Here is a 12,489-nt window from a genome sequence, read left to right as displayed (position 1 = left end):
TAAAAGCGAAGGCGGATCGTTATGGGGCGACAGGCTAATGACGCATCACGTAGAAAATCCTGATTTTCGGAGTGATGTGGCATTTGACCCCGAGCCCCAATCCGCCGGAGCTGGATATCATTAAAAGCGAAGGCGGACGTTTAGCGACGTATATACTTGGCACTATTAAGGTACGAAGGTTAAGTTCGCGACGTCCTGTCGCAACACCTTCATGACCTACTTCCTGTAGGCATTGAGATATAGGAAACACGGAAGGCTTCTGCCTTTCGATGTTGACTTATCGTAAGGAGGAGTTGGCAAGTTTACTAGCCGCTGGCCGCCGGAGCTGGATAACATTAAGGAACGAAGGCTTAGTTCGCGACGTCCTGTCGCAACACCTTCATGACCTACATCCTGTAGGCCGTGAGATTTAAGAAACACGGAAGGCATCTGCCTTTCAATTCCTCTAACATAATGTTATTTAGCAAAGATATAAGTTGCGATTGAATGAGCTGGTAACTCAGTTTCGCATTTACTATTTTTATAGCCGATTGAAAATGGAATAGGATGGTCTTGTTCGTTCATAACAACTAAAGCAATGTTCCCATCTTCATTTAAAAAGGCTGTCGTTTGTAACTCTTTATTTTCGGTGTTTAGTTCGATACGAACCGCACCCGGTCGAATAAACTTACTAAAATGGCCAATATAGTAATAAGAGCTGTTATAGTGTAATTCTTTCGTACTCGTATCAGCAATAATCGGTGCATCACAAAGGTTTTGCACATGATTTGGTCCACCATTCTCATTTAAAACTAGGTTCCAATCTAAATAGCCTTCCACCCAATTATTTAAATCACCAATGATATTGCGACCATATCGTTCTCCAGTAAACCATTCCCCTAACTTAACGCCACCTTCTTGGCAACCTTCAGTAAAGAGTAAGTGCTTATCAGGAAAACGTTCATGTACCTTTCCTACATTTTCAAAATCCTCGCTTACGTACCAATGAATGCCTGTTCCCCATACGTACTTTGCAGCAGCCTCGTCCTCTAATACAGTAGAGGCTCTCTCGACAACCAAATCTCGGTTATGGTCCCAAATAATAATATTGACATCCTCAAAGCCTGCTTCGTGCATAATCGGTCCTAAATGATTTTTGACGAAGTCACGTTCTTCTTCTGCAGAATAGATGCATGAATCCCAAACTTGAACAGCAGCAGGTTCATTTTGGACAGTAATCCCCCAAATATCTAACCCTTCTTGCTGATAAGATTGAATAAATTTAGTATAATAAGTCGCCCAAGCATCTCTATATTCTGGAAGAAGTTTCCCTCCATGATTCATATCTCCATTTGATTTCATCCAAGCAGGTGGACTCCAAGGGGAGGCGAGTAATGGAATCGAGCCACCTTTTACGTTCATTGCATCTTTAATCATTGGGATAACCCATTGATGATCTCTAGAAATATCAAAGGTTTTTAGCTCTACATCATTGTCTTCTACATACGTATAGTTTTCCAAAGCAAAATCACAACTATGAATATGGACTCGCCCGATTGTATAGCCTAGTCCTTTTTCCTGATCGAAGTAATTCTCTATCACTTCTTGTCGCTTACCTTCTGGCATTTGAGAGAGCGTGAATGCAGCAGCTTCAGTAAATGCTCCTCCAAAGCCGACGATTTGTTGATAAGTTTCATCTAACGACACATGAATATCGGCGCTCTTATTAGATGAGTTGGAGGTAAATGTGAGAGGCTCTTTCTCCGCTAAGCGGTCGTCTGAGTATTTGGCAGTTAATGTTACGCTAATTCTGGTCATCTATAAATCACTTCCTCTATTATCAATCATGCCCCTAGCCCGAAACCGGTTTCGGGCTAGGGGACAAAAAATTATAGTGAACGCTCTTGAACAATCTCCTTAAAGCGTTTTGCACTATCTTTTACATACCTTTTCTGATTATCAAAGTCCACATAAACAATTCCAAAGCGTTTATCATAACCAAACGCCCATTCGAAGTTATCTAATAAAGACCACACATAGTAACCTGCAATGTTCATGTTTTCTTCGTTTAATTCAGCTACCGATAATAGATGCTTTTCCAAGTAATCTACTCTTGCCTTATCATGGACTTGGCCATCATCCTCTAATACATCATCAAAAGCCGCTCCATTTTCTGTAATATAGATAGGTAGTGACGTGTACTCTTCACGTAGACGGTAAATTAGATCTTTAAATTCGCGTGGCGAAATATCCCAACCCATTCCTGTTTTTGCATAATCGGAATATGCTTGCTTATACAGTAAATCTGATGCAGCAGAAAATTCAATTAGTGCACGACTATAGAAGTTAATTCCAAAGAAATCCATTGGTTGAGAAATAATTTCTAAATCTCCTTCTTGAATAAAATCGAAAGAATGGACGTATTTAGAATATAAATTCAGCATATCAGTTGGATATTGTGCTTTGAAAATTGGATCTAAGAACCATCTGTTTAAATATCCATCATGATTATTAGCTGCCAAACGATCATTCACACTATCACTTGCTGCATAGACTGGAGATAAATTTAGGGTAATACCAATTTCTCCTGTTCCACCAAATTCACCTTTATAATATTGAACAGCTAGACCATGTGATAATAATAAGTGGTGTGAGGTCTTTACTGCCTCTTCTAAATTCGTATGACCTGGTGCATGTTCACCAGTATGATAACCAAGAAGCGCTGCACACCATGGCTCATTATGGGTAATCCATTTTGATACATATTCATCTAATTCTTCAAAACATTTCTTCGCAAATTCCATAAACCAATTCACAGATTCACGATTAACCCATCCACCTTTTTCATCTGCCCACTGTGGCATATCCCAATGATAGATGGTTACACACGGTTCAATTCCCTCTTCTCGTAATTGAATCGCTAATTTTTTATAAAAAGCCATTCCTTCTGGATTGTACGTACCTTCTGTTGGAAAAATACGAGACCATGCTATTGAGAATCGATACGAATCGACTCCAAGCGATTTAATTAACTCTATATCCTCTTCTGTACGATGGTAATGATCACAGGCGATATCTCCTGTACTGCCATCTGATATTTTTCCAGGGGTTTTAGAAAAAGTATCCCAAATCGATGGTGTTCTTCCTCCCTCTGCTGCTGCTCCTTCTATTTGATAAGAAGAGGTTGCTGTACCAAAAATAAATTCTTTTGAAAATTGTTTCATTAATCTACACCTCGTTATCCTTTAATTGATCCTGCTGAAATACTGCTAATAATGTACTTAGAGAAGAAGATAAAAGCGATCATAATAGGCACTACGGATATTGCGATACCTAAATACAACGCTCCTAAATTTGTTGCAACTTGCGACCCTTTTAAGAAGCCCATCATGACAGGTAACGTATATTTCTCTGGCGAGAATAATATTACTAACGGTACGATATAGTTGTTCCAAGACCCTATGAAGGTAAAAATCGACATTGTCGCAACGGCTGGCATCATGATTGGTAGTGCAATCGTGTGGAAAATCTTTAATTCACTTGCTCCGTCCATTCTCGCTGCCTCGATGAGAGAAGGGTGAAGTGTTGTCGCTAAATATTGACGTAAGAAGAAGACAACAAATGGACTAGCGATCGCCGGAAGGATCAATGGGTAGTAAGTATCCAGTAATCCTAATGCCTCATTAAGCTCATAAAATCCGATTAGACCCAATTGACCTGGAACCATCATCATAAGCAGCATGAATAAAAACAAATAATTCTTCCCTTTAAAGTTGTAAACAGCAAATCCAAATGCTGTTAAAGCTGAGAAGTAGCCACTTAAAAATGTTACTGTCACCGCAATAATTAAGCTATTTTTAAATCCGCTCCATATGTTCACATAACTTATCATTGTTTCATAGTTTTCAAGAAGAGCACTGCCTGGAAGAAAGCTAAATCCCAAGATAATATCGTTATTCTCTCGTGTCGCATTAACAATCATCATATAAAAGGGGATGATACTAATAATGGCTAATAAAACTAGTAAACAATAAATAGCAATTTTTGAGATACTCTTTTTATTTTTCATTTTTATTTACCCCTCTTTGTTGCTTTCGCGTCGCGATACATAGATTTAAAGGTAATGGCTGAGAATACTACAGTAATTATGAATAATGCATAGGCAACCGTTGCAGCATATCCATAGTTGTTGTAATTGAATGCTTGGTTATATAAGTAAAGCACCATCGTATTTAACGAGCCTTCTGGTTGACCTAACCCATCCGTTATCAACATCGGAAGATCAAATAATTGAAGACCACCGATTAACGAAGTTATCATTACATAAAGTAAAATTGGCTTTAATAATGGGAGCGTAATTTTTGTGAACGTTTGCCATCTGTTCGCACCATCGATTAATGCCGCTTCATAGTACTCTTTCGATATACCTGACACCCCTGCCATTAACACAATAAAGGTATAACCAAACCACATCCAAGTTAGAATTAAACTAACAGATAGTTGTGCGGTAAATGGCTGTCCTAACCAGTTAATCGGCTCAGAGATTAAACCAATTTTTAATAATAATTGGTTTACAGAACCATGATGCCATTCGAGCATGATATTAAATAAGATCGCTACAGAACTAATCGTAATGATGTTCGGTAAGTAAAAGACAGCTCGAAAAAACCCTAACCCTTTCATTCTAAAGCGTAAATCAGAGAATAATGCAGCTAATAAAAGGGCAATCCCTAATTGTAAAAAGAAATTTAACCCCCAAATTTTCCATGTATTAATAAAGGCTTCTAGAAAAAATTTGTCAGTAAGAATTCGTTGATAGTTCTCTAGACCAATAAATTCAGGAGTTCCATACCCTTCATACTTCGTAAACGTATAATAAAAGGTCAGGAGAACTGGGTAAATATTAAACACCAGAAAGACTAAGAAAAATGGTGCTACAAAGAAATATCCTTTGTAATCTAGTTTTTTCATCATGTACTCCTTCTTTCCCTAAGTTGAAACAAAAAGGAATAGAGATTGTTGACAATCTATTCCTTTTTGCTTTCTTTTACAATTTTGTATTTACGGTGTTTTAATGTCTGGATATGCGTTTTTCACGCCATCATAGAAATCTTGAAGAGCTTCTTCTTTTGTTTTGTTCCCCTCAACATACTCGGATACTTGATCTCCTAGTAATGTATCAAGATCTTGGTCATATTCTGTAACAGAACTTGCATCAATTTCTTTCGCTTGTTCTAAGAAGAACTCATAGTTGTTTTGACCACCAAGGAACTCTTCACTGAAGTCATCTTTAATTTTATCCGTTACAGGAAGGAAGGATAGTACGTCACCTGTTTCTTGCGCCCAATCTGTTAAGAATTCTTCATCATGTGTCATCATTTGAACGAATTCCCAAGCTAAATCTTTCTTTTCTGATTTACTATAAATTCCTAACCAAGTACCTCCCCAGAAATATGGGTTTGGTCCTGTCGTTACAGCCCAGTCACCTGCAGTGTCTTTTCCATTTTCTTTAAGAACACTGTGTAATCCCCATGTTGGAAGTGCATAGGCAAATACTTCTGTTTTATTATCAGCATCTTCTTTTACATCGTCCCATCCACCATTATAAGCAATTGGACCATTCATAGCAGCTGTCCATGATGGAGACCACTCAGGAGCAAATGCTGTTAAATCTTTTTCACGTAATTTTTTTGCTTGATCAAAGAAATCTAATTTTGCGCTAGTCATAATAAGTTCATTGTTTTCGTTAACCCAAGGTTGTTGGTCAGCTCCTCTTGCAAACCAGCGAATCGCACCTTCATCTGGGAATAAACGATAGTTCTTTTCTTTAAGCTTTTCTCCAACTTCGAATAATCCATCCCAGCTTCCCATCATAGCTCCTACTTCTGCAGGATCATCTGTACCTAATACTTCTTCCGCAATACTTCTACGATAGAAGATACCACCAGGAGTTGTTTGCCAAGATAACGCTTTAACATTTCCGTCTGAATCTTTTCCTAAGTCAAACACATATGGCATGTAATCATCTGCCCACTCATCTGCATTGTAAGGTTCTTCAGATAAGTTTTCCCAATATTCTCTGTCTGTCCATTGTTTCAAGAATGCAATCTCTCCAGTAAATACGTCTGGAGCTCCTTTTCCACTCTCTAAAGCTGGTTTAAGCTTTGTCGGGTAGTCTGCGATTGGAACGATCGTTAAATCCACTTCCACACCATGCTCTTCTTCAAACTTCTTAAGGGCGTCTCCCTTTTTCAATTCATCTGTAAACGACCAAACTGTCAACTTCTTTTTGTCTTCACTACTTGACTTATCACTTGAACAGCCTGCTATAATACCTGCCACTAAAGAAAGGGCTAATAAAATTCCAAACCATTTTTTCATTTTGCTACCTCCCAATTGAATAATAATATTTGAAACAGGTAAAATTTCTACCTGAACATCACATTTTTGTAAGCGTTTTCGTAATTGACCGTTTAATCTGTCAATCTATTATTTTAATTTTACAATATAAAATAAGTACTATTTCGAAACCTTTCCGAAACCGGTTTCGATTTCGCGTAAAAAATAATTAGTTGTTATTAATCAACATTTTTACAACTATCTCTAATCATTAATTTTACAGGAATTTGAATTTGCTCAATAATTTTTCGCTTCTCATTAATTTGCTTTAACAGAAGTTCGCCAGCTCTCTGGCCAATTAAATCCGTTTGTTGCCTAATCGTCGTCAAACGAGGCGACATATGTTTCGCCAATGAAATGTCATCAAATCCGATGATGGAAAAATCATTTGGTACGCTCCATCCTTTTTCTTGAATGGCTTCAATCGCACCAATAGCTAAACTATCCCCCGCTGCGTAAATGGCTGTAGGAAGGTCTTTAAGCTGAAGTAATTTCTTCATCGCTTCATATCCACCTTCTTGAGAAAAGTATTCTCCACTTACGATATAATCCTCGGGTACTTCTAAGGACAACTCTTTCATGTTAGCTCGATAACCTTCTAAGCGTTGTTGACCAGCAAAGGTCGTTTCATGCCCTGCAATATGTGCAATTCGTTTATGCCCTAATGAATGAAGATATTCTACTGCAAGTTTGCTCCCACCTAAATTGTCGGAAAACACAACACTTGAGCTTTGACTGTTTAAGTCAATGACTACACATGGAATTGATGCGTTCATTAACTCTTGAGCTTGACTATCTTCTACATCGGAACAAACAACCACAATCCCGTCCACCCCGCGATAACGAAAATGCTCTAAATAACTTTTATGGCGATTTTGGAGGTTTCTAGACGCGAATAACAAATCATACTCAAACACTTCGACACATTGCTTAAAGCTTTCAATTACTTCATTAAAAAATGGGTGCTTCATCCCGATTCCAAGCGGTTCAACGAAAACCACACCGATTGTCCATGATTTCTTCGTTGTTAACGTTCTAGCAGATGAATTAGGAAGATACTTCATTTCATCAACAGCTTGTAGTATTGCCTTTTTCGTTTTCTCGCTAACATCCGGATAATTATTAATTGCCTTTGAAACAGTGGTGACAGAAAAGCCTGTCTTTTTTGCAATATCATAGATTGTTACCAAAGGGGGTTCACCTCATCTTAAATCGAAAGCGCTTTCGTTATTAATTATATTCTGTATATTAACCTTATGTAAACCCTTTTTTAACGAAAACGTAAACTTTTCGTCTATTTTTTGTCATTTTTCCTTCATAAAAGTCGAGTACTGCTTAATATCGAAGAAATCAGACAAAAAAACTTGTCCATTGATCAATGGAGCAAGTTCTATCCTTACAAAATTTCACCTTATTCAAATGGTTATTTCGGTTAATGTTTTTCTCAAATAATTTTATATTGCCTTATTAAAACAAATTGACTGAAAGTTCATATTCATTTCTACAAAATGGATAAATCTAATTCTTTCATTCGTTTATTTAAAAGAGAAAACGCCTTTTTTACTTCTTCCCTCGGAACAGCTGCATACTGATCCCCAATACTTACTTCATAAAAATATTCATGATCTGTTACTTCACGTAAATAAGGGGTAAATCCTATTCCTGTCGTATGATGAATTTCCATTAGGATCTTTTCAAGGTGTTCCTTTTGACCAAAAAGATGAACATGAAACATATTAGACACGGGCTTAATCGGTTTCGTCGTAATTTGGTGACAATCATTATAAAGCTGTGCTAATTCCTTAGCCCCCTCGTAATAATTCTTCATACTATTTACGCGTTGTTCAAAATAATAATCAGCACTTAGTATATATGGATAAAGACTCACCAAATCGCCACCATGACGCCTCTTCCAAACTTTAGATGATTCTGTAAAGGATTCGTCACCAGCTAGAATGGCTCCCGCTACACCTCCAATTCCCTTATAGAAGGAAATATAGACACTATCAAAGAGCTTACATATTTCAGAAGCCGATTTTCCATAGTATGGAGTTATCTCAAATAATCTTGCACCGTCTAGATGTAGCTTAATTCCTTTTTCCTTACAATAGGAGGAAATAGCCTCAAGTGTGGAATACTCCGGCAATTGCCCTCCTATTTCACGCTGAGGCAATTCAAGCAGCAAACAAGCTATCTCTTCATTAATGTTTAAAATATCATCTAGCTCAATGAGTCGATCTTTATCCGCAAGTAGAATGGGGTCAATATGATGAAGCTCTTTTAACCCATCTTCTTCATGTATTTCGAGATGACATAGGGGGTGATAAGCGACCTTTTGCATTCCTTTTTCGTCACACCATATTCGTAATGCAATTTGCTGCGCCATCGTTCCACTTGGAAAGAATACAGCACTCTCTTTTCCCAAGTAGTTCGCCATCTTCCTTTGAAACGCTTCAATTACTTGTCCAGTTCCGTATATATCACTTTCTTGTTGGTTTGAAATAGACAGAAGTGCTTCTTTTAACACACCCACCTCTCTTTTCCCATGGCCGTTTAGTCGAAATTTAGTTTGTTGAAACGCTTTTACAAATGGAGACATTTCCTGCATTAAAAAACTCCCCTTTTCTCCTGATAATTTACAAATATGTATTGGTTACAGACCTATGCACCGCTTTACTATTTCATGAAACAATTACCATCCACTACCCTTATTCGAGTGCTTAACTTTAAATGTAAATCATTTACACAACTTCATTTTTCTTTACTTTCGCTTCCTTTTGAATAATTCCTCGTTCAATTAAATAATTGTTAATAAAATGAAATGTTTCATAATCGGAGATAACGATGGGTTGTGGACGAAGCCACCTCTTTTTTATTTGGAATCTTACACAGTAGCCATTATTTATTTTCTCATGTAATCCATACATAGAATGCCATTTCACTATCCTTTCTACTTCGTAAGAGTTTATTTTAGACCAAGGATAAAAAAATCCATTTAAGATGAGTCCGTTTGGTATTAGGTAAAAGCTTGCTGGAAGCCTAATTAGATTGGTCATACTGAGTAATAAATAACTTGTCACAATAACGTTTCCTTGAATGGTTTTATCAATAAATACAAAATAGAACATTGCAATGAGAAGGAGCACAATGACAACAGTTAACCAATTGTAATATTTATATGATTTGGCATCTTTCGTTAACGGTCTCATTTCAGTCCAAGCATATGGGGTTAATACCTTTTCATATTGGTCCTTTTGTGGAAATAAAGCTTCTTCCGTAAGCTGCATGGCTTTTCTTATCTGATATTGATAATAGATCAACCAAGTACACACTCCCGTAAACAGTAATACATAAAAGGCATATAGTAAACTGCTCCCATCTATCATGTTGCTTTCATCTCCTTTAGAACATAGCACTAACTCGTTATTTATTCCCTTTTATTCTATTATACGGTTTTATTAGGACAATGTTTCATAAATAAAAAGCCTGCCCTAAGTAGATGAATACTTGAGAGCAAGCAAAGTCATTAGGACATATTCTTTTTCATAATCGAACCACTAATTTTTGTAATCACTTTTCTCGGAAGTATTCTAGGTAGGTTAGCAATCGTGTAATTAGGAGTCCCATCAACTATAAAGCTTCTGTTTTTGGCTAAAGCTTTAAAGCTTGTTTCAACGACTTGCTTAGGCGTTCTCATCTTGCCTTCTTTCAGTGAATCAGGTGCGTCTTCAAAGAAATTCGTTTCAGTACTTCCGGGACAGACAGCCAACACACGAATCCCTTTATGTTTATATTCTTCATGAATTCCCTCTGTAAATGAAAGGACAAAGGCTTTCGTCGCCGCATAAAGTGACATATACGGAAAGGGTAAGAACGACATCATCGAAGCGATATTAATAATATCCCCTTCCCCCCTATCGACCATATCTTTCAAAAATAACTGGGTTAAGTTAACAACAGAATTCACGTTGACCATTACCTGCTGATGGTTTTTCTCCATTGAACTTTGTAATAGTTCACCCGTTGTTCCAAACCCTGCATTATTGACGAGCATGTTAATTGTCAGCTCCTGCCCCTTCACCTCTTCATACACTTCTTTCGGAGAGAGTTCCTGACTCAAATCTTTTGCAAGAACATAAGCATCTACAGCAAACCTTGTCCTAATTTCTTCCGCGATTTCCTCCAATGTGTCTTGAGATCTCGATACTAAAACAATGTTGTAGCCTTTCTCTGCAAGGGAATAGACGAACTCTCGACCAATCCCAGAAGATGCTCCTGTTATTAGTGCCGTTTTTTGTGTCATTTGTATTCCTCCTCTTTTTATAAAAAAATAGATAGCGAATACACTTGATTGTTTGACCTATGGATTGATGTACTTCTTCCTTTATTCGCTTTACCCTTCCTACCTCTTTTCATATGAACGTAAAGCTAAAAAATACTTTGTTAAATTATACGTTTAATCGTTTAAATTCTTAAACCTTTAAAAGGATAACGTACAATTAACATGTATATTTGAATAAATCTACTGTGATGACATTTTTTATTTACTACTTAAAATTAAATTCTACTGGACTGGAGTTTAAACAAAAGAATAAGCCTGAATTCGGAGGTATTTTGAAGAAAAGAATGCAAATTTTTTGACTGACTTACATTTATTCACAATTCATCGAGGTTACGTATACGGAATAATTCCTTTATGTCGAGAAGTATATTCTTCTCTAAGTATTATTCATGCCATCCCTCCTTCACATCCTATAGATTGTTCATCGACCTACTCCATGAACTCTTTAACATCCTAATTATTTCAAATTCCTAATGATGTTACAATCCTTTTAAACGCATTTATGATCTTTTTATTTTTTATTTCTCAAAAAAATATAATTATTTCATTGAATTCAAAGCTATACTAAGAATAAGTACTCTTTCTAATTACTGTAGCCATACATGTAGTAACCACATAAATAGATGGACGACTGAATAAATGGTACAATTATTATTGATATGTACGATCACCCTTTCTAGATTCACTCTCCTTCAAGGTTGACGTGATACTTTACAACACATAAACTACACATATACTACACATAAGAAACAACTGAACAATATAATTATGTGAATACTATCGGAAGGATAAATCATTATGAGATCTGATAAACATACAAAAAAGAAGAAAAAATGGATTAAATATCTCATTATTACGTTCAGCATCCTCTTTATTGGACTAGCTGCCTATCTGTTTACTGTATATAGTTCATTGAATGCAGCTCTTTCATCAATGCAAGCTGATTCAGACCGTACCCTTTCCCCTAAACGTACAGATGAAATAGCTTTTTCTAAACAGGAACCTTTCTCTGTGCTCCTATTAGGTGTCGATGAGCGAGAAGGTGATAAAGGTCGGTCAGATACAATGATCGTTTTGACTGTTAACCCAAAGGTTAATTCTGTAAAAATGTTAAGCATTCCTCGAGATACGTATACAGAAATTATCGGCCATGGAACGACAGATAAAATCAACCATGCTTATGCCTTCGGTGGTGTCGACATGTCTTTAGATACAGTAGAGAATTTCTTAGACATTCCTATTGATTACTTTGTTCAAATCAATATGGAAGGGTTTCGCGATATCGTTGATGCAGTTGGTGGTGTCACAGTAGAAAATGACCTAGATTTCTCCTATGAAGGGTTTAACTTTCCCGTTGGAACGCTTAATTTAAACGGAGAAGAAGCTTTAGCTTACTCAAGAATGCGGAAAGAAGATCCTCGTGGTGACTTCGGACGACAGCTCCGCCAGCGCCAAGTCATAGAAGGTGTAATCAATGAAGGGGCAAGTGTATCTAGCTTATGGAATTTCCAAAATATTTTTGAAGCCCTCGGAAATAACGTAAAAACAAATATTACTTTCTCGGAAATGGTGGATGTTCAAAAAAATTACAGAGAAGCAACGAACTCTGTTGAACAAATTTCATTCACAAAGGGACAAGGGCAAACCATTGGTGGAGTATGGTATTTAGTCATTCCGGATGAAGAGGTCATAGCCGTTCAAGATGAACTAAAAACACATTTAGATCTGAATGAATAAGAAAAATCACAATAAGAAATAGTAGCCTTACC

At 36.9% G+C, this 12,489-nt stretch carries 10 protein-coding genes; 1 reads left to right on the top strand and 9 read right to left on the bottom strand.

Features of this window, described 5'->3' with window-relative positions; all coding sequences use genetic code 11:
- Positions 1 to 456 precede the first annotated feature (456 nt).
- The 9 genes from WAK64_RS10495 to WAK64_RS10455 all read right to left on the bottom strand — a co-directional run bounded on the left by WAK64_RS10495 (position 457) and on the right by WAK64_RS10455 (position 10,681).
- Positions 457 to 1,797 carry a glycoside hydrolase family 30 protein gene (locus WAK64_RS10495; RefSeq protein ID WP_336586921.1) on the bottom strand — a complete coding sequence of 447 codons (1,341 nt, stop codon included), beginning with the start codon at positions 1,795 to 1,797 and terminating at the stop codon, positions 457 to 459.
- A 71-nt stretch (positions 1,798 to 1,868) separates the two neighbouring features.
- Positions 1,869 to 3,203, bottom strand: coding sequence for a GH1 family beta-glucosidase (locus WAK64_RS10490; RefSeq protein WP_336586920.1), 1,335 nt, complete (start codon positions 3,201 to 3,203; stop codon positions 1,869 to 1,871).
- A gap of 14 nt (positions 3,204 to 3,217) precedes the next feature.
- Positions 3,218 to 4,048 (bottom strand): carbohydrate ABC transporter permease, encoded by an 831-nt coding sequence (locus WAK64_RS10485; protein WP_336586919.1) that lies wholly within the window; start codon positions 4,046 to 4,048, stop codon positions 3,218 to 3,220.
- Positions 4,049 to 4,050: 2 nt separating this feature from the next.
- Complete coding sequence (locus tag WAK64_RS10480) at positions 4,051 to 4,950, bottom strand: carbohydrate ABC transporter permease (RefSeq protein WP_336586988.1); 900 nt, start codon at positions 4,948 to 4,950, stop codon at positions 4,051 to 4,053.
- A 90-nt stretch (positions 4,951 to 5,040) separates the two neighbouring features.
- Positions 5,041 to 6,360, bottom strand: coding sequence for an ABC transporter substrate-binding protein (locus WAK64_RS10475; RefSeq protein WP_336586918.1), 1,320 nt, complete (start codon positions 6,358 to 6,360; stop codon positions 5,041 to 5,043).
- A 197-nt stretch (positions 6,361 to 6,557) separates the two neighbouring features.
- Positions 6,558 to 7,568, bottom strand: a complete 1,011-nt coding sequence (locus WAK64_RS10470; RefSeq protein ID WP_336586917.1) for a LacI family DNA-binding transcriptional regulator — start codon at positions 7,566 to 7,568, stop codon at positions 6,558 to 6,560.
- A gap of 311 nt (positions 7,569 to 7,879) precedes the next feature.
- On the bottom strand, positions 7,880 to 8,986 hold the full coding sequence (locus WAK64_RS10465) for a threonine aldolase family protein (RefSeq protein WP_336586916.1): 1,107 nt from the start codon (positions 8,984 to 8,986) through the stop codon (positions 7,880 to 7,882).
- Between the two features lie 133 nt (positions 8,987 to 9,119).
- Positions 9,120 to 9,764 carry a hypothetical protein gene (locus WAK64_RS10460; RefSeq protein ID WP_336586915.1) on the bottom strand — a complete coding sequence of 215 codons (645 nt, stop codon included), beginning with the start codon at positions 9,762 to 9,764 and terminating at the stop codon, positions 9,120 to 9,122.
- Positions 9,765 to 9,904: 140 nt separating this feature from the next.
- A complete protein-coding gene (locus WAK64_RS10455) occupies positions 9,905 to 10,681 on the bottom strand; it encodes an SDR family NAD(P)-dependent oxidoreductase (RefSeq protein WP_336586914.1) in 777 nt (258 codons plus the stop codon).
- A gap of 837 nt (positions 10,682 to 11,518) precedes the next feature.
- On the opposite strand from WAK64_RS10455, the gene WAK64_RS10450 reads away from it, so the two are divergent.
- A complete protein-coding gene (locus tag WAK64_RS10450) occupies positions 11,519 to 12,457 on the top strand; it encodes an LCP family glycopolymer transferase (RefSeq protein ID WP_336586913.1) in 939 nt (312 codons plus the stop codon).
- Positions 12,458 to 12,489 lie beyond the last annotated feature (32 nt).

The sequence above is a fragment of the Bacillus spongiae genome (assembly GCF_037120725.1).
In the GTDB taxonomy this organism is placed as follows: Bacteria; Bacillota; Bacilli; order Bacillales; family Bacillaceae_K; genus Bacillus_CI; species Bacillus_CI spongiae.
This window is presented reverse-complemented; position numbering and strand designations above follow the sequence as displayed.